The following is a 16,481-nucleotide window of genomic DNA, read 5'->3' as shown; positions in this document are numbered from 1 at the left end:
TCACCGGGGTGACGAGACAGCGGGGGCGCAGCGCGCTCAGAAAGACATTGGCCGTCGTCGGGCTGGCGCTCACCGTCGCAGCGTGCACGCCGAAAACGCCGCCCGGCCCGGCCGCATCCGCACCGCCGGGCGCCACAGCGCAGAACAATGCTGTGGCGGGCATCAAGGTGCCCGATGCGTTCACCCCGCTGACGGTCGCACCGATCAGCCAGCCGACGTTTCCGTTCCCGGGCACCGACAATAAGTACCACCTGGCCTTCGACGTACAGCTCACCAACTCCACCGCCATACCCGCCACCCTCTCCGCGGTCGACGTCGTCGACGCCCGCGACCCGGACAAGGTGCTGGCAACGTTCGGCGGAGTCCAACTGGTCGATCCCACCTGCAACTACGGAAACTGCAACCGGCTACGCCAACTCACCCAGCAACCGTCGGCCGACGCGGACATCGCACCCCAGACGTCGCGGACACTGCTCATCGACTTCGCGCTGGACAAGCCCGAACAGTTTCCGAAAGCGGTGATGCTGCGGCTACACGGCACGGGCGCGGCGCATCCGGGCGCCAAGGATGCGGGGCCGTTCGTCACGTTGGGCTATCCGTTCAACATCTCGGCGGGCAAGCCTCGACAGATCGGTCCTCCGCTGCGGGGCAACAACTGGGTCGCGTTCAACGGCTGTTGCGATCCGGGCTGGGGACACCGGGACGCGATTCTGCCGGTCAACATGAAGCTGAACAACAGCCAGCGCTTCGCAATCGACTGGATGCGCACCGATGACCAGGGCAACTTCTACACCGGCGACCGAACCAGGAACGAGAGCTATGTCAGCTTCGGGTCGCCCGTGCACGCGGTTGCCGACGGCACCGTCATCGAGATCTTGGACGATCTGGAAGCCAATGTCCCCGGCATCCTGCCGGCCTCAGATCCCGTCCTCGCCGCCAAGCTGACCGTGGAGAACGTCGACGGCAACCACATCATCCTCGACCTCGGTGACGGCGTGTACGCGATGTACGCCCACCTCGACAAGGGGTCGCTGCTGGTCAAGAAAGGTGACACGGTCAAGAAGGGCCAGCAGATCGCCAAGCTGGGTAACACCGGCAATTCCAACGCGCCGCACCTGCATTTTCAGCTGATGAACGGCCCGTCGCTGCTCGAAGCCGACGGCCTGCCCTACGTCATCGAGGGCTTCAGCTACCAGGGCCAGGTCAGTACCGAGGCGGTCTGGAACGCCGACAACTATCTCAGCGGCGCGTTCCTGGGCGCCGAGCAACTGCCGCTACCGCAACTGCGCCAGGACCAATTACCGTTGCTGCTGGCTACCGTAACCTTCGCTCTGGGATAAGGCTTGCACTGTGGACATTTTTGAGGAGTGGCAAAGCGGCGGAACGGAATTGAGTTGGACGTCGACGACGGCCGCCAACGAGGGCAAAGAAGTCACCGTGTTCACCCGGCGCTGCGGCACCGAAGGAGCGCCCGCCCTGGTGCTGGTGCACGGCTTCCCGACGTCCAGCATCGACTTCTTCGCCCTCGCGCGTGAACTCGAGTCCGAGTTCGAGATCTTCACCTTGGACTTCCCCGGGTATGGGTTGTCCGACAAGCCGCCGGAGCCGTACGTGTATTCGCTGTACGACGACGCGCAGCTGTTGGTGCACATGATCACGTCCGTGTGGGGGCTGACCGAGTACCGGATGCTGACCCATGACCGTGGGAGCAGCATCGGGATGATCGCGCTCGCGCTGTTGGCCGAAGCGGAACAACCTCTGCCGGTCGATCACATCATCACCAACGGCAACGTCTACCTGCCGCTGTCGAATCTGACCGCGTTTCAGACCGCGTTGCTCGACCCGAAGACCGGACGGCGCGCGGCCGCGGAGGTGACGCCGGAGTTGCTGGCCGCCGGCCTCGGACAAACCTGCTTCATGCCACGCCGGGTATTGGAAGACCCTGAGCTGACCGCTTTGGCAAAATGCTTCGCGCACGACGACGGAATACGCGTGCTCCCCGACACCATTCAATACCTGCGCGAGCGCGCAGCCGATGAAAAGAGTTGGCTCGAAAAGCTTTCCAAGCTGCCCATCAACGTCACGTTGATCTGGGGCCTGCACGACTCGGTTTCCCCGCTGCGCGTGGCCAATTATGTCTGGCAGGCGTATCTGCGGGAGAAGCCCGGCCGCAGCCGGTACTGGGTGGTGCCGACCGCCGACCACTATGTGCAGAATGACGCGCCCGCGGAATTGGCCCAGATCATCCGCATCACGGCGCAGGGTGACGGCATCACGTTGCAGCTGCAGACCCTCGGGGACCGGCCCGACGGCGCGGTATTGGTGGACCAGTTGGATACAGCACGTGCGAGCTGACCCCGTCGGGGATGAGCTCGGAAAGCCTTCTGGGAGCAGGAATCCATTTCGTGTGACGCCCGAATAACCTAACGTTTGTTCACCAAGCCGATTAGGTGCGCGTCACCTCGCGGTCACACCTGCCACATGCACCACATCAGCCTCTCGGCCGGACGGCATGCTTTCTGCCCGGTTTTTAGCGACAATTCCTCTGCTGCAACGCTTGTCGCTCCAAGCCGGGCAGAGGTCCACCTTCCCGGCCGAGAGACCAAGTGACGGATGTGACGACGGGCCGGCCACCCACGCCGCGCGGCCTCCTAACCCGTAAAGACCGGCAACTTCGCCCATCCGCGCACACTACTGGTGTGCGCCATTTGCGCATTGGCATAATCGACTTCCCAATCCGGCCAACGCTTGAGCACTTCTTCCAGCGCCACCCGAGCCTGCATGCGTGCCAGCGCCGACCCCATGCAGAAGTGCAGTCCATGGCCAAAGCTGAGATGCGGGGCGCCGCGGTGGATGTCGAACGTCTCACCGTTGGGATACTTGCGCTCGTCCCGGTTCGCGGAACCGTTGAGCAACAACATGACCGAACCCTGGGGAATGGTCACGCCGTGGCTCTCGACGTCGTGCGCGACGTGCCGCGCTTGCACGGGTGAAGGCGCCTGGTAACGCAGCACCTCCTCGATGGCCATCGGAATCAGCGAGGGGTTGGCCACCAGCTCTCGACGCTGGTCGGGGTGCTCGCCCAACAGTTGACCGATGAACCCGATCAAGCGCGTCGTCGTCTCGTTGCCCGCACCGGCGATCATCGTCGTATACATCAACACTTCGGTCCGCGTCAGCTGCCGCAGCACCCCGCCTTCCTCGACCTCGGCGTTGATCAACTGCGTCATCAGATCGTCGGAGGGATGCTCCATCCGCCAATCGATGTAGTCGGAGAAGACCTGGTAGCTCTTCTCGAACAGGTCGTCCGAGACGGCCGTGAACGTCCCCTCCTTGAGGCTGATCGTCCGCCCCCCACGGTCCCGGATGTCGGCCTGAGAGTCCTCGGGAATGCCCAGCAGGTAACCGATAGTGCGCATCGGGACCATCGCGCCCAGATTCTCGATGAAGTCGAACCTGCCCGTGCCCACCAGCGGATCCAGGGCACGCACACAGAAGTCACGCGTCAGCGGCTCGATCGCCTCCATCCGGCGCGGCGTGAAAACCCTTGACAACAAACGCCGATGCAGATCGTGCAGCGGCGGGTCCTCGAAAAGAATGAGGCCGGGCGGAATGTCGATGCCGCTCATGATGATGTCCATGGTGGTGCCGCGGCCCGACCGGTAGGTGTTCCAATTCGTCAGTTCGGGCGCGACATCGTCATAACGGCTCAACGCGTAGAAGTTGTACTTTTCGTTGTAGTACAGCGGCGCTTCATCGCGCATCCGCTTCCAGATCGGGTACGGATCGTCATCGATCTCGAAATCGAATGGATCGTAGTAGATCTCGGTCGTGCCGGCGCCGGTCATGCTGTCTCCGCGGGAGCCAGACGGGCAGCTTCGGGCAATACAACCTCACCCACTCGCTTGAGATACGGCCACGCAATCTCCGGCGGCAATCCACCGCACAGCGGCGACAAGTGCAGCACTTGGCCGGCGCGAACTCGTGAAATCGCTTCCGGAACAGAATAAATCACGTGTGATCCTCCCACTTCGCGCAATTCGTCGACGGTGTCCACATGGGAAAAGCCCGCAGACACTTCGTTGCCGGGGTTCCACGCCGCGTAGGTCCGCACGTCGTGGAGCAGATACTCGCCGATTTCCGCCCAGGCCTGGTCGACGTCGTCTGCGACAAAAATTACCGAGGGCGCGTCACGGTCGGGCAGGAACGTCCCACCGATCGGGTGTCCGTGCTTGCGGCACGCCGCCTCGTACGCCTCCTGCATCCCCGGAACATTGGCGTTGGCCAACAGGTTCAGCCCGTACCGCCCGGCGCGGCGCGCCGCGGCCACGCTGCCGCCGCCCCACGTCAACGCCGGTCCGCCGGCCGTCAGCGGCTTGGGCGTCACGTTGATCCGCCGCCCGTCCTGCACCACTTCCTCCCCGGCCAGCAACCGCCGCAGCAGGGAAAGTTTCTCGTCGGCAAGGCGCCCGCGTTCGCTGAGCGAAACGCCGAACATTTCATATTCTTCCGGCCGGTAACCCAGCGCCAAAATGTAGGACGCGCGTCCGCCGCTGATGATGTCGAGGATCGCCATATCTTCGGCCAACCGCACCGGGTCGTAGAACGGCAGAATCAGGATCAGACTCAGCGCCATCCGTCGGGTGCGCGCGGCGATCGACGACGCCAACATCAGCGGCGCGGGCAGGTAGCCGTCTTCGGATCCATGGTGTTCGCACAACACCGCGGCCAGCCCGCCGTGATCCTCAGACCATGCGCACATCTCTGTCGCCGCGCCATACAGCGCCTCTGGCGGGGCGCCGAATGCCGGTGCCCGCATGTCGAAGCGCAGCATGTACACGGCGACTCCTAGCCGACCTAATATTTGTCTCAGTACGCTACGTGGGACCCGTGGGTGCGGTCAACCGCCACGCCCGCGCAGGGTTGTTAACTTACATCTGGTCCGGATACTGTAACGTCGGCGGACGAATGGCCAGGGAAAAGGGGAACGATGACAACGGCGTCAGACTTATTGGGTTACGAGGGAAAACGCGTTCTGGTGGTCGGCGGCGCGACCGGGATGGGTGCCGCCACGGCGCAGATCGCAAAGTCTCTGGGAGCGCACGTCACCGTGGCGGACTACGCCTCGGTCGACTATGAGGTCGACCGGGTGATCCAGGTCGACTTGAGCGACCAGGATTCGATCGACGGTGCGGTCGACGAACTCGACGGGCCGGTCGACTCGCTGTTCTCGGCCGCGGGCGTCGCCGACGGTCCGAAACTGATGCGGGTCAACTTCATTGGGCACCGCCACCTGATCGACCGGCTGTTCGCCAACAACCTGCTCAACAAAGGCGCAGCCATCTGCTTCATCTCCTCGGTGGCCGGCATGGGCTGGGAGAACAACCTCGAATTACTGCTGGACTTCTTGGCCACACCCGACTACAAGGCGGCCGACGACTGGGTTGCCGAACACGAGGCCCAAGGTTTCATCCACTACGGCTTCAGCAAGCAGGCGATCAACGCCTACGTCGCCTGGCAGGGCTATCACTTCCTGAAGAAGGGCGTGCGCATCAACGCGGTCTGCCCCGGTCCCACCGACACTCCCCTGGCCCGCGCGAACGCCGACCTTTGGCTGAGCTTCGCGCAGGACTTCCGCGACGACACGGGCAGTGCCGTGCTGACTCCCGAGGACATCGGCAAGGCGATGATCATGCTCAACAGCGCCGCCTCGGCGTCCGTCAACGGCATCACCCTCAACGTTGACAACGGGCACGCCAACGCGTCGATCACCGGGTCGTGGGCACCTGGCAAGGCGATCATGGACCTCATCACCGGTCGGGTCCAATTGGCTTAAGCGCCACGCTTATTCGGTTGCGTTGACGGCCCCTACGGCGAGCACTAGCTTCCGGATCAAATATTCGGTACCCATTCGTCACTGCAGCCGAAGGGGCCACGATGGCCACTCCCGAAGAAAAGACATATCGCGTAGTTGTCTGGGCGACGGGGGGCATCGGGTCGATCGCCATCCGCACCGCCCACCAGCGTCCGAACCTGGATCTCGTTGGGGTATGGGTTCACTCGCCGGAAAAGGATGGCAAAGACGCCGGCGAGCTGGCCAACGGCGAGCCGATCGGCCTGAAGGCCACCACCGACACCGAGGCGCTCATCGCTCTCAAACCCGACTGCGTCATCTACGCCGCCAGCGGCCCCGAACGTGACGCGCTGGCCGTCCCGGACTACGTGCGATTGCTCGAATCCGGCATCAACGTCGTCACCACCAGCACCACGCGACTGGTGAATCCGCATGCCTACCAACCGACCGAGTGGCGCGACCAACTGGTGACCGCCGCGAAGCAAGGCCAGGTCTCGCTGTACGCCTCGGGAATCGAACCCGGTTTCGCCGCCGACTATCTGCCCCTCGTGTTGTCCACCCAGTCGTCGTCCGTCGACAAGATTCACGCCTTCGAGATCGGTCTGTACGACGACTACGGGGTGCCCGACATCATGAGCGACGCCCTGGGCTTCGGTCGACCACTCGACTACCAACCTTGGATCGGATTTCCCGGCGCCATCACCGGTGAATGGCAGGGCCAGATCCGGTTGGTCGCGGAGGCACTTGGCATCCCCGTCGACGGATTCCGCGAGACGTTCGATCGCGCGGTCACCGAACGGACGCTCGAAGTCGCGATGGGCACCGTCGAAGCCGGGACGTGTGGCGCGATCCGCATGCAGGCGATCGGCGTCGCCGACGGCCGCGACGTCATCACCATCGAGCACGTCACCCGGCTCGCGCACGACGTCGCCCCCGACTGGCCGCGCGGCATCGGCGACCTGTCCTACCGCGTCCAGATCAGCGGCGACCCCGACATCGACTGCACCTTGGCGGCCACGCTCAAAGATCCCCGCAAGGCCGGCGTCGGCCATATGACGTCGGGCGCGGGTGCGATGGTGGCCACGGCGATGCGCGTCGTCAATGCCATCCCCTACGTCGTCGCCGCCGAACCGGGTCTGCTCAGTGCAGTGGACCTCCCCCTGACCATCCCCAAACACGCGTACGTCGCGGGCCAATAACCCCCGCGAGCAGACACGAACTTGTACCAAATCCCATGGATTCATACGAGTTTGCGTCTGCTCGCGGTAGAAAGGCGGGGTGCCAAATCCACTCGAGGAGCTGACGCTCGAGCAACTGCGCGCCCAGCGCACGAGCATGAAGTGGCGCAGGCACCCCGCCGACGTGCTGCCGCTGTGGGTGGCCGAAATGGATGTGCGGCTGGCGCCGACGGTGGCCGCGGCCCTTCATCGCGCCATCGACGACGGCGACACCGGCTACCCGCACGGCAAGGTGTACGCGAAGGCGGTCCGCGAATTCGCTTCGCGGCGTTGGCAGTGGGACGACATCGCCCTCAGCCGGACGGCCGTCGTTCCCGACGTCATGCTCGGCATCGTCGAAATGCTGCGACTGGTCACCGAGCGCGGTGACACCGTCATCGTGAACAGCCCCGTGTACGCCCCGTTCTACGCCTTCGTGTCCCATGACGGCCGTCGCGTGGCCGAGGCGCCGCTCGGCGAGGACGGCCGGCTCGACCCGGCGGCGCTCGAGGAGGCCTTCGCACAGGCCCGACGGTCGGCCGGCCGGGCAGGCAAGGTCGCCTACCTGCTCTGCAACCCGCACAATCCGACGGGTGCGGTACACACCGCCGACGAACTGCGCAAGGTCGCCGAGCTCGCCCGACGTTTCGACGTCCGCGTGGTTTCCGACGAGATCCACGCCCCGCTGGTGCTGTCCGGCGCACGGTTCACCCCGTATCTGACGGTGCCCGGCGGCGAGAACGGCTTCGCGCTGATATCGGCCTCCAAGGCGTGGAATCTCAGCGGCCTCAAGGCCGCACTGGCCATCGCCGGACCCGAGGCCGCCGACGATCTGCGCCGACTGCCCGAGGAAGTCGGCCACGGGCCCAGCCACCTCGGCATCCTCGCCCACGCCGAAGCCTTCCGCAGCGGCGGCGACTGGCTCGACGCGCTACTGCAGGGACTGGACGCGAACCGCACCCTGCTGGCCGAGCTGACCGCCGAGCACCTACCCGGGATTCGATTGCTCCGACCGCAGGGCACTTACCTGGCCTGGCTGGATTGCCGCGCGCTCGGCATCGAGGAAGCCAAGTCCGAGGGCCTGGCCGTGGTGTCCGATCTCGCCGGTCCGGCCCGGTGGTTCCTGGACCACGCTCGCGTGGCGCTCAGCTCCGGCCACGTGTTCGGAACCGGCGGCAGCGGGCACGTACGCGTCAACTTCGCCACGTCACGGGCCATCCTCACCGAGGCCATCACCCGCATGGGCCAAGCCCTCGCTACATTCCAGTATTGACATGTCATTAACGACATGCCAATATCGACATGTCGAAAAAGGAACGTCGGTACCTCGAGGAGTTGAAATGAACGACACCAGCCGCCCCCAGCACGTGCCGGCGTCCCACAGCGCCGAAACCAACGCAGAGCCGGAACGCCGCAGCATCGGCGCCACGATTGACGGCTTCCTCAAGTCGCCGTTTGCCGGGATCGCCCCCTGGGCGCTGATGGCGATCCTGTCCACGCCGGGCCGCTTCGAAATCGCCGTACTCTCCGCGCTGGGCTTCGCCCTGCTGGTGATGGTTGTCGGCGCCCTCCGCGGCATCAAGATTCACGGCCTGGAGATCTTCGGTGCGACGGTTTTCGCCACCCTTGCCCTGGTCGGCGCGTTGGGCGGCGACAACGTCACCACGTTCCTGGAGACCTGGGCCGGCGAGCTGACCAACCTCTCGCTCGCGGTGTTCGCGTGGTTCACCCTGCTGATCCGAAGGCCGTTCACCCTCTCCTACGCCAAGGACAGCACGCCGCAGGAGCACTGGGACAGCCCGCTGTTCAAGCGGATCAACAGCGTGATCACCGCGGCCTGGGCCAGCGCCTTCACCTTCGCGGCGGCGGTCGGTTTCGTCGGCGACGCCGTCCTGCATGACCCGGGCAACTTCTGGACCGGCTGGATCCTGCAGCTGGCGGCCATCTTCTGCGCGGTCTCCTTCACCGAGTTCTACGCCGACTACGCCACCGCCAAGTTCGCCCTGGCCAATGGCGAGCAGGCGGAGGTGCCCTCGCCGGTGAACATCCTCGAGTGGCTGCCCGAGTTCGTCGTGGTCGCCGGAGTCGCGGGCCTGATCACCGGCGCCGTGGACTTCCTGGTCGGGGTCGGGCTGATCGTGGCCGGCAGCGTCGCCGCGAGCGCCATGGCGAAGTTCGCCAAGTAAACACAACTCGACGTGCCTCCCCGGTCACCCGGCCGGGGAGGCTTTCTCATAACCCGAACTGGTCTTCGATGATGCCCAGCCAGACCTGCGCAGAGTCGATGGCGACCTTCTCGCTGATGAACGCATGCTGGGTTCCGGTGTACATGTCGCGGAACGCGCGCTCGAGGCGACTGCCTTCGCGGATAGAGCTGGTCCCCGCCACCAGATGCGCCCATTCCGCACACCCGCGGGCCGTATCGGTCGCGTAGACGGCGGCCGCACGCATGTCCGCCCGCAGCGTCGGGGTCAGTTCCGCACCGGCGGCGACGGCCGCCTCGGCGGTGGCGAACGCGTCATGCACCAGCAGGCGCGCGGCACGCCACGCCGAGACCTGGTGCGCAAGGCCCTTCTGGAACGTCGGCCGGCTGGCCAATGACGCCATATCGCTCATCCGATATTTCGTCGCCGCCAGTTCGGTGACGTCGTCGAGCATGCTCTTGGCGACCCCGAGGGCCCACGACGCGTGGCCGGCGGCGGTGACCGGCATCAGGCCCATTCGGGTGGCCGGCGAACTCCCCCGGCGCGGCACGCGTTCGAACAGGTTGAACGTCCGGCTGTGCGGCACGAACACGTCCTGGGCGCTGTAGTCGTACGAGCCAGTCCCCTTGAGCCCCTGTACATACCAACCGTCGTTGCAGCTGATTTCGTGCCGCGGCACGATGGCTATCTGCATGTCGGGGATTCCCTCACTGACCCAACGCATTTCGCCGTTGTCCATAGGGAAGAATCCCGCCGCGACGTACTGCGAGTGGCCGATCCCGGAGCCGAAGTTCCACGAGCCGCTCAGCCGGTACCCGCCGTCCACCGCGGTCCCCTGCCCGTTCGGAAAGAATTGCCCGCCCATCGTCACGCGATTGTTGTTGGCGGTGAACACCTCCGCGAAACCCTCGTCAGGTAGGTAGCTGGCTGCCGCGAACGACGACGGCAGGTTCGCTATCCCGATCCAGCCGAAAGACCCGTCCTGCCAGGCCATTTCGATCCACGTCTCGATCATCTCGGCAAACGACGGCTCGACGCCGCCGGCCTCGACGGGATTGAAGGACGACATCAGCCCACTGGCCCACATTTCGTTGACGATCACGTCGGTGAGGGTGCGGATCCGCTCGGATTCGGCGGCCTCGGCGCGCACCACGTCGCGCATGCCGCGCGCCCGTTCGACGACCCCACCACCGACTTCGGTTGTCGACGTCATGGGACGACCGTACGCCAGGAGTTTCGGCGTCGGAATCAGCGGCTATCCCCGTAACGCAGCCATGGGTACCGAACACCAAAGTCCTGAACCTCGCCGGGTCGACAGCGCCGTCGCAGCGCTGTTGGAACCTGGCGGGCGGCTTGGCGACCGCTACGAACTGGGCGTGGTCATCGGTCGTGGCGGCATGGCCGAGGTCCGCGACGGGTGGGACACGAAGCTGGGCCGCCCCGTGGCGATCAAGCTGCTGCATCCCTCGATAGACCGGCCGGAGAACCGGGTGCGGTTCGAGACGGAGGCACGCGCGGCTGCGGCGCTGAGCAGCACCCACATCGTGGTGGTCCACGATATCGGCGAACACCGGGGAGTGCCGTTCATCGTGATGGAACGCCTACCCGGAGTTTCGCTGGCCGACCACATCGCACGCGGTCCGCTGCCCCCGGCGTTCGTGCACGGGGTTCTTGATTCCGTACTCACCGCCCTCGCCGACGCGCACCAGGCGGGCATCCTGCACCGCGACGTCAAGCCCGGCAACATCTTGTTCACCGCCGCGGGCGACGCCAAGCTCGCCGATTTCGGCATCGCCAAGACCACCGGCGGCGCACACACCATGACCGGCCACGTCGTAGGCACCATGGCCTACCTGAGCCCGGACCGGTTGATCGGAAAGCCGGCCACACCTGCGGACGACCTTTACGCCGTAGGGGTGGTCGGCTATGAGGCGTTGACCGGGCGGCGGCCGTTCCCCGAGGAATCACTGGCCGTGCTGTCGCATGCGATCCTGCACGAAACGCCTGCGCCGATCACCGCGCTGCGCCCAGACGTACACCCGGGGCTTGCGGCCGTGATTGCGCGGGCGATGACGCGGGAACCCGCGGAGCGCTTTTATCAGGCCGGCGCGATGCGTGCGGCCTTGAACCGCCCCGATCCGGTCCGGCAATCGCGCCGCACCCGGGTGATGGAGGCGCCACCGATCCCCGTCCCCGACGGGACCTATTCGTACGTCGACGACGATGCCGAGCCGGATCAACCGTGGCGCAAACTTTGGATCGCCGCGGTCATCTCGTTGTTGATCCTGGCGTTGATGTTGATGGCGTTCAACCCGTTTGCCGCACAGTCGCCCTCACCCGCGACCACCAGCACGCCGTTGCCGACACCGACGACGACGATCGAGCCGCCGGCGGTCACCGAGACCACCACCGTTGAGGTGCCGCAACAGGGGCCGCAAAAAGGGCCGCCCCAGGGACCGCCGCAAAAGGGCCCTAAGGGTCCCAAGAAGCCCAAGGACTAGTCGGGGAATCCAAACAGCTCGACCACGCCGTGATCGCGGCCGGCGGTGTAGCCGCCGTCGACGGCGATGGCCTGGCCCGTCACGAACGATGCGTCGGGCGACACCAGGAATGCCGCCACGGCGGCGATCTCTTCGGGACGGCCGAACCGCTGCAGGGCGTGCTCTTTGGTGACCAGCGCCCGCGGGCCCTCCATCCCGGGGATACCGAAAACGCTTTCGGCCAAGGGTGTTTCGATGAAGCCGGGGCAGATCGCGTTGGCCCGGATGCCACTGGGCCCGTAGTCGAGCGCGATGTTCTTGGTCAACAGCACCACGCCGCCCTTGGCGGCGTTGTACGAGCTTCCGCCCGCTGTGCCCTCCAAACCCTCGACGCTGGCCAGCGTCACGATCGAGCCGCGCTCGCCGTCGACCCGGGGCTGCTCGATCATCTTGGCCAGCGCGGCCTTGGCCACCAGGAACGTCGCGGTGAGGTTGACCCCGATCACCCGGTCCCATTCCGATCGCGGCAGCAGATGGACCGGCCCGCCACCGGCGACCCCCGCCGAGTGCACAACCCCGTCCAGGCGGCCCGGCACCGCCTCCATCACCGCCGCGACCGCGGCTTCGTCGGTGACATCGGCCGTCACGAAGCTGAAGCGCGGACCGAGATCGGGCGGTGCCGCGATGTCGGCCCCGATGACGGTCCCACCCTCGTCCAACAGCCGTTGCGCGGTGGCCAATCCGATGCCCGACGCCGCGCCCGTCACCACGAAGGTGCGCGAAGCCGCGCGGTCGGTGCTCACGCCTCGAGCGCCTTGGCGCAGGCCGTCAGGATCGCGTTGAAGCTCGAGCGCAGCAATGGCCGGGTGACCCGCTCCAGGACCTTGCCACCAGCAACCGCCGGGTGGGTGTAGTTGGTCAGCCAGTCCACGTGCGTGCCATCCCCCGCAGGCGTGAACGTCAGCGTGCCGCCCTCGTGCTCGAACGGCGGGAAGGCGCTGACGATGAGATAGGAGTAACTGTGCGGGCGGTCATAGGCGGTGATCTCCTCGCGGAACCAGGCGCCCGCCGCGATGACCTCGCGTACCGGTCTTATCGCACTTGTCTTTTCGGGCGACGGCGAGTCCTTGGCCCATTTGGCTCTCAGGACCGCGGGCGCGGCGGTCAAACTGGCCGGGTCGGCGAGCCAGTCGAAGACCCTTTCCACGGGTGCCGCGATGGTGCGCTCCAAATGAATCTCGACCATGTCCGTACGCTAATGCACCACAGGAGACTCGAAGGAGTGGGCTTCATGGATGTTCTGCGGACCCCGGACTCGCGGTTCGAAAACTTGGTCGGCTATCCGTTCGCACCGCACTACGTCGACGTGACGGCGAGTGACACCCCGCCGCTGCGCATGCACTACGTCGACGAGGGGCCCGCCGACGGGCGCCCGGTCGTGTTGCTACACGGCGAGCCAACGTGGAGTTACCTGTACCGGACGATGATCCCGCCGCTTGCTGACGGCGGATACCGCGTGCTGGCGCCGGATCTGATCGGATTTGGCCGCTCCGACAAGCCGACCCGGGTGGAGGACTACACCTACCTGCGGCACGTCGAGTGGGTGACGTCCTGGTTCGACCGACTCGACCTGAATGACGTCACGCTGGTCGTGCAGGACTGGGGATCGTTGATCGGTCTTCGCGTCGCCGCCGAACAGGGCCACCGGTTCGCACGGTTGGTGGTCGCCAACGGCTTTCTGCCCACCGCAGAGCGTCCCACCCCGCCCGCCTTCTACATCTGGCGCACCTTCGCCCGTTTCTCCCCGATCTTCAACGCGGGTCGCATCGTGGCCACCGGCACCGTCCGCGAGGTTCCCGCCGAGGTGCGTGCCGGCTACAACGCACCCTTCCCCGACAAGAGGTACCAAGCCGGCGCCCGGATCTTCCCGCAGTTGGTGCCGACCTCGCCAGACGATCCGGCCGTGCCGGCCAACCGGGCAGCGTGGGAAGCTTTGGGCCGCTGGGAGAAACCCGTCCTGGCCATCTTCGGCCGCCGGGACCCGATCCTGGGTAAGGCCGATCGCCCCCTGATCCAACACATTCCGGGGGCGGCGGGTCAGCCGCACGCGCGCATCAACGCCAGCCACTTCATCCAGGAGGACAGCGGCCCGGAGTTGGCCGAACGCATCCTCGCCTGGCAAACCTAAGCGGTCCTAGACGGTCCTAGCGGTCGCTTTCGCGTGCGCCAACAGCTCGAGATCGTGCGCGTTGACGATCAGAAGGTCAGGATCGCGGCGTTGGTGCAGCTCCGCGATGCGCTCCTGGTTGGCCCGCAGCTGCTTGCGGTTGAAGGCCGTGAACGACTCCTGAATGCGCAGTGCCCGGGGCGACTGCTTTTTCCCATTGAGCGTGCCGCGGTGGTAGAAGGCGTCGCCGCAGTGCAGGATCCACCGGTTGCCGGCGTCGACCGCGACCGCGGCGTGTCCGCGGCTGTGACCGGGGATCGGCACCAGGACGATGCCGTCACCGATCGCGTCGAGGTGCTTGGCCGCGGCGAATCCGCGCCACTTCTCGCCCGTCGGTGCGTGTTCGACGAGCTTGGGCCCGTGCGTCCACTGCACTTTGCGGTAGCGGAGTCGCTCCCGGAGCGAGGGGGCGTGCACGGCGCCGCGTGCCTCGTCGGCGGTGACGTGAACGGCGGCGTCGGGAAAGTCTGCCAGACCCCCGATGTGGTCGAAGTCGAAGTGCGTCAGCACAATATGGCGCACATCGGACGCGCGAAAGCCGAGTTGTTCGATCTGGTGCAGCGCGGTCTCACTGTGGTCGAACACCGGGTTGAGCAGGTGACGCAATGGGCCGATGCGGGCCGGGTCGCTGCAGTCTCGTGTGCCATATCCGCTGTCCACCAACACAAGTCCGGCATCGGTCTCGATGAGCAGGACGTGGCAAACGAAGTCGGCGCCCAGCGCGTGCATGGTGCCGCAGTTGAGATGGTGAACCTTCAATGTCCGACTCCTATGGGTGTGGCCGTGAAGCGTCTTCGATCGATCGTTTGGACGGTGAAGCAGCGGCGTTCGAGCCGCTCCTGGAAGAATGCAGCGCTTACCTCGCTGCGAAGCCTGGCATCGGTCTCTTGGGAGAACACCCGAGCCTGCGGCAGCACGATGGCGGGATTGCCTTGCACGCTCGGCGTGAATCGGATGGTCGTCCCGTCGGCGGTGATGGCCGAATACTCGTATTCCAGTATCTGGAACCAGCCGCGCGGCCCCTTGACCGTGATCGAGGTGTCCGGGTCGATCCGAAAGGCGCTCCCCCGCTTGACAAATGGAACGAGGTTGTACCAAACCAGGATCAGGCCGGGGAAGATCAGCGCGAAGAGCGCGTAGGCGTGCGTATCTTCCAGGTGGGCGTCGTAGCTCCACCCGGTGACCAGCTCCGCGGTCCAGCCGACCACGAAGTTGCCCATGTCGCTGAGCACCTCCCGGATGGTCGCGCGGCCGGTGGACACGTCGTAGATGATCGCACCGGTGGCGCCGATTCCCCCCACCGTGAGGATCGCGCCCAGCAGCACCAGTCCCCAACTCGTCCGCGACTCGAACGGCCCGCGCACCTCGGACGGCTTCTCAATGTCCACCTTCGGTCCGCCGAGCGGTTTGGCCACACACCAGATGGTCACGCCGATCGCCACCGCAAGCGTCAGGAATTCGAGACCACCGAACGACGGACGATCGGAATGAGCGATCGCTACGCCGAGGAACGTCAGCCACGCCCCCCACCGCAGTGCCCGCTGCCAGCCCGCCAGACGCCGCTCCACGGTCTTCCCGTCGTCGGTGTCACGCGGCTCCACCAGGGGATCCTAACTTTCGTGCGCTAGCTTGCGAGCAGACGCGAACTCGTACGATCTCGGCCGGAACCATGCAACTTCGCGTCTGCTCGGCCCCCTGAAAGACCACAGAGATGAGACCCCATGACCACGAGTAATGACGCCACCCATAAAACCGCCGTCCGGATGGGGGCGGCGCTGACCGGTATGGGCGTGCTGCATTTTGCGGCACCCAAACCGTTCGACGACATCATCCCGGTCGAGCTGCCCGGCACGCCGCGGTTCTACACCTATGCGTCTGGTGTCGGCGAGCTGGCGGTCGGAGCGGCGCTGTTGAACCCGAGCACCCGCAAGCTCGGCGCGCTCGCGGCCGTGGCGTTGTTCGTCGGCGTGTTCCCGGGCAACCTCAACATGGTGCGGCTGTGGTGGGACAAGCCCTGGCACATGCGCGTTATTGCGTTGGCGCGGTTGCCATTACAAATTCCGATGGTCACAACCGCGCTGAAGGTCTACCGCAACCTCTAAGGCCGGTGCAACGGCGAGCCGACGCGGTGCAAGGTGCCGTCCGGGTCGACGTAGGCGAACTCGCGTAGCCCGTACGGGGTGTCCTGTGGCGGCATCAACCGGCCTCCGAGATCGTCGAGCGCTTGCCATTGCGCGTGCAGCGCGTCGGCGTCGCTGACGTAGAAGTACACGCTGGAAGCCGTGGTAAGGGGATCGTGCTCGGCCCACTCGGTGAGGTGTAGTTGCACCGACCCGCGGTCGACGAACCCGTAGCGCTCGGGACCTTCGTAACTCCGAGCCTCAAATCCGAGCCGTCGGTAGCGGTGCAGCGCGGCGTCGAGATTCTTGACCGGGATGATCGGCGAAACCGAGGTGAAAGTGATTTCGGGCACGCCTAGAGTCTGTCACCTGGGAGTTC

Annotated in this window: 17 protein-coding genes; 9 read left to right on the top strand and 8 right to left on the bottom strand. The window is 65.7% G+C overall.

Going from position 1 to position 16,481, the window contains the following annotated elements; genetic code table 11:
- Window positions 1–8: 8 nt before the first annotated feature.
- Window positions 9–1,340, top strand: a complete 1,332-nt coding sequence (locus BST27_RS33395; RefSeq protein WP_069420608.1) for a M23 family metallopeptidase — start codon at window positions 9–11, stop codon at window positions 1,338–1,340.
- A gap of 10 nt (window positions 1,341–1,350) precedes the next feature.
- The gene (locus tag BST27_RS00535) at window positions 1,351–2,355 is read left to right on the top strand and encodes an alpha/beta hydrolase (RefSeq protein WP_069420609.1); all 1,005 of its coding nucleotides are present in this window, start codon (window positions 1,351–1,353) and stop codon (window positions 2,353–2,355) included.
- A gap of 296 nt (window positions 2,356–2,651) precedes the next feature.
- On the opposite strand, the gene BST27_RS00530 is transcribed toward BST27_RS00535, so the two are convergent.
- Both BST27_RS00530 and BST27_RS00525 read right to left on the bottom strand, forming a co-directional pair.
- Window positions 2,652–3,848: a cytochrome P450 gene (locus BST27_RS00530; RefSeq protein WP_069420610.1), complete on the bottom strand. Its 1,197-nt coding sequence runs from the start codon at window positions 3,846–3,848 to the stop codon at window positions 2,652–2,654.
- Window positions 3,845–4,840: an LLM class flavin-dependent oxidoreductase gene (locus BST27_RS00525; RefSeq protein WP_069420611.1), complete on the bottom strand. Its 996-nt coding sequence runs from the start codon at window positions 4,838–4,840 to the stop codon at window positions 3,845–3,847. The genes BST27_RS00530 and BST27_RS00525 overlap by 4 nt, the downstream gene beginning before the upstream one ends.
- Window positions 4,841–4,990: 150 nt before the next feature.
- Here BST27_RS00525 and BST27_RS00520 point away from each other — a divergent pair, with 150 nt between their 5' ends.
- The 4 genes from BST27_RS00520 to BST27_RS00505 all read left to right on the top strand — a co-directional run bounded on the left by BST27_RS00520 (window position 4,991) and on the right by BST27_RS00505 (window position 9,257).
- Window positions 4,991–5,836: an SDR family oxidoreductase gene (locus tag BST27_RS00520; protein ID WP_069420612.1), complete on the top strand. Its 846-nt coding sequence runs from the start codon at window positions 4,991–4,993 to the stop codon at window positions 5,834–5,836.
- 101 nt (window positions 5,837–5,937) lie between these two features.
- Complete coding sequence (locus BST27_RS00515) at window positions 5,938–7,053, top strand: NAD(P)H-dependent amine dehydrogenase family protein (protein WP_069420613.1); 1,116 nt, start codon at window positions 5,938–5,940, stop codon at window positions 7,051–7,053.
- 136 nt (window positions 7,054–7,189) lie between these two features.
- Complete coding sequence (locus tag BST27_RS00510) at window positions 7,190–8,344, top strand: MalY/PatB family protein (protein WP_069420637.1); 1,155 nt, start codon at window positions 7,190–7,192, stop codon at window positions 8,342–8,344.
- A gap of 67 nt (window positions 8,345–8,411) precedes the next feature.
- Entirely contained in the window at window positions 8,412–9,257 is an 846-nt protein-coding gene (locus tag BST27_RS00505) for a DUF3159 domain-containing protein (protein ID WP_079219667.1), read from the top strand.
- Window positions 9,258–9,303: 46 nt separating this feature from the next.
- On the opposite strand, the gene BST27_RS00500 is transcribed toward BST27_RS00505, so the two are convergent.
- A complete protein-coding gene (locus tag BST27_RS00500; RefSeq protein ID WP_069420614.1) occupies window positions 9,304–10,488 on the bottom strand; it encodes an acyl-CoA dehydrogenase family protein in 1,185 nt (394 codons plus the stop codon).
- On the opposite strand from BST27_RS00500, the gene BST27_RS00495 reads away from it, so the two are divergent.
- Window positions 10,487–11,776 (top strand): serine/threonine-protein kinase, encoded by a 1,290-nt coding sequence (locus tag BST27_RS00495; RefSeq protein WP_232007352.1) that lies wholly within the window; start codon window positions 10,487–10,489, stop codon window positions 11,774–11,776. The two genes, BST27_RS00500 and BST27_RS00495, sit on opposite strands and share 2 nt — an antisense overlap.
- On the opposite strand, the gene BST27_RS00490 is transcribed toward BST27_RS00495, so the two are convergent.
- Both BST27_RS00490 and BST27_RS00485 read right to left on the bottom strand, forming a co-directional pair.
- Window positions 11,773–12,558: an SDR family NAD(P)-dependent oxidoreductase gene (locus BST27_RS00490; protein ID WP_069420615.1), complete on the bottom strand. Its 786-nt coding sequence runs from the start codon at window positions 12,556–12,558 to the stop codon at window positions 11,773–11,775. The two genes, BST27_RS00495 and BST27_RS00490, sit on opposite strands and share 4 nt — an antisense overlap.
- Window positions 12,555–13,001, bottom strand: a complete 447-nt coding sequence (locus BST27_RS00485; RefSeq protein ID WP_069420616.1) for an SRPBCC family protein — start codon at window positions 12,999–13,001, stop codon at window positions 12,555–12,557. The genes BST27_RS00490 and BST27_RS00485 overlap by 4 nt, the downstream gene beginning before the upstream one ends.
- Before the next feature lie 45 nt (window positions 13,002–13,046).
- Between BST27_RS00485 and BST27_RS00480 the strand changes: the two genes are divergently transcribed.
- Window positions 13,047–13,943, top strand: a complete 897-nt coding sequence (locus BST27_RS00480; protein WP_069420640.1) for a haloalkane dehalogenase — start codon at window positions 13,047–13,049, stop codon at window positions 13,941–13,943.
- Between the two features lie 6 nt (window positions 13,944–13,949).
- Here the strand turns inward: BST27_RS00480 and BST27_RS00475 are convergent, their stop codons facing one another.
- Together BST27_RS00475 and BST27_RS00470 are read right to left on the bottom strand one after the other, a co-directional pair.
- The gene (locus BST27_RS00475) at window positions 13,950–14,741 is read right to left on the bottom strand and encodes an MBL fold metallo-hydrolase (protein WP_069420617.1); all 792 of its coding nucleotides are present in this window, start codon (window positions 14,739–14,741) and stop codon (window positions 13,950–13,952) included.
- The gene (locus BST27_RS00470; RefSeq protein WP_069420618.1) at window positions 14,738–15,583 is read right to left on the bottom strand and encodes a hypothetical protein; all 846 of its coding nucleotides are present in this window, start codon (window positions 15,581–15,583) and stop codon (window positions 14,738–14,740) included. Before BST27_RS00470 ends, BST27_RS00475 begins: the two co-directional genes overlap by 4 nt.
- A gap of 120 nt (window positions 15,584–15,703) precedes the next feature.
- Here BST27_RS00470 and BST27_RS00465 point away from each other — a divergent pair, with 120 nt between their 5' ends.
- Window positions 15,704–16,084, top strand: a complete 381-nt coding sequence (locus BST27_RS00465) for a DoxX family protein (RefSeq protein ID WP_069420619.1) — start codon at window positions 15,704–15,706, stop codon at window positions 16,082–16,084.
- Here BST27_RS00465 and BST27_RS00460 read toward each other — a convergent pair.
- The gene (locus tag BST27_RS00460; RefSeq protein ID WP_079219671.1) at window positions 16,081–16,446 is read right to left on the bottom strand and encodes a bleomycin resistance protein; all 366 of its coding nucleotides are present in this window, start codon (window positions 16,444–16,446) and stop codon (window positions 16,081–16,083) included. The two genes, BST27_RS00465 and BST27_RS00460, sit on opposite strands and share 4 nt — an antisense overlap.
- Window positions 16,447–16,481: the final 35 nt, after the last annotated feature.

This window comes from Mycobacterium intermedium, from assembly GCF_002086275.1.
Lineage (GTDB): Bacteria > Actinomycetota > Actinomycetes > Mycobacteriales > Mycobacteriaceae > Mycobacterium > Mycobacterium intermedium.
The sequence above is the reverse complement of the archived record's forward strand: the minus strand, read 5'-3'. Positions and strand labels throughout refer to the sequence as shown.

Coding starts and splice junctions, on each gene's coding strand:
- BST27_RS00530 (WP_069420610.1), bottom strand. CDS start 3,848: ATGACCGGCGCCGGCACGACCGAGATCTACTACGATCCATTCGATTTC.
- BST27_RS00520 (WP_069420612.1), top strand. CDS start 4,991: ATGACAACGGCGTCAGACTTATTGGGTTACGAGGGAAAACGCGTTCTG.
- BST27_RS00515 (WP_069420613.1), top strand. CDS start 5,938: ATGGCCACTCCCGAAGAAAAGACATATCGCGTAGTTGTCTGGGCGACG.
- BST27_RS00510 (WP_069420637.1), top strand. CDS start 7,190: ATGAAGTGGCGCAGGCACCCCGCCGACGTGCTGCCGCTGTGGGTGGCC.
- BST27_RS00505 (WP_079219667.1), top strand. CDS start 8,412: ATGAACGACACCAGCCGCCCCCAGCACGTGCCGGCGTCCCACAGCGCC.
- BST27_RS00495 (WP_232007352.1), top strand. CDS start 10,487: ATGGGACGACCGTACGCCAGGAGTTTCGGCGTCGGAATCAGCGGCTAT.
- BST27_RS00500 (WP_069420614.1), bottom strand. CDS start 10,488: ATGACGTCGACAACCGAAGTCGGTGGTGGGGTCGTCGAACGGGCGCGC.
- BST27_RS00485 (WP_069420616.1), bottom strand. CDS start 13,001: ATGGTCGAGATTCATTTGGAGCGCACCATCGCGGCACCCGTGGAAAGG.
- BST27_RS00480 (WP_069420640.1), top strand. CDS start 13,047: ATGGATGTTCTGCGGACCCCGGACTCGCGGTTCGAAAACTTGGTCGGC.
- BST27_RS00465 (WP_069420619.1), top strand. CDS start 15,704: ATGACCACGAGTAATGACGCCACCCATAAAACCGCCGTCCGGATGGGG.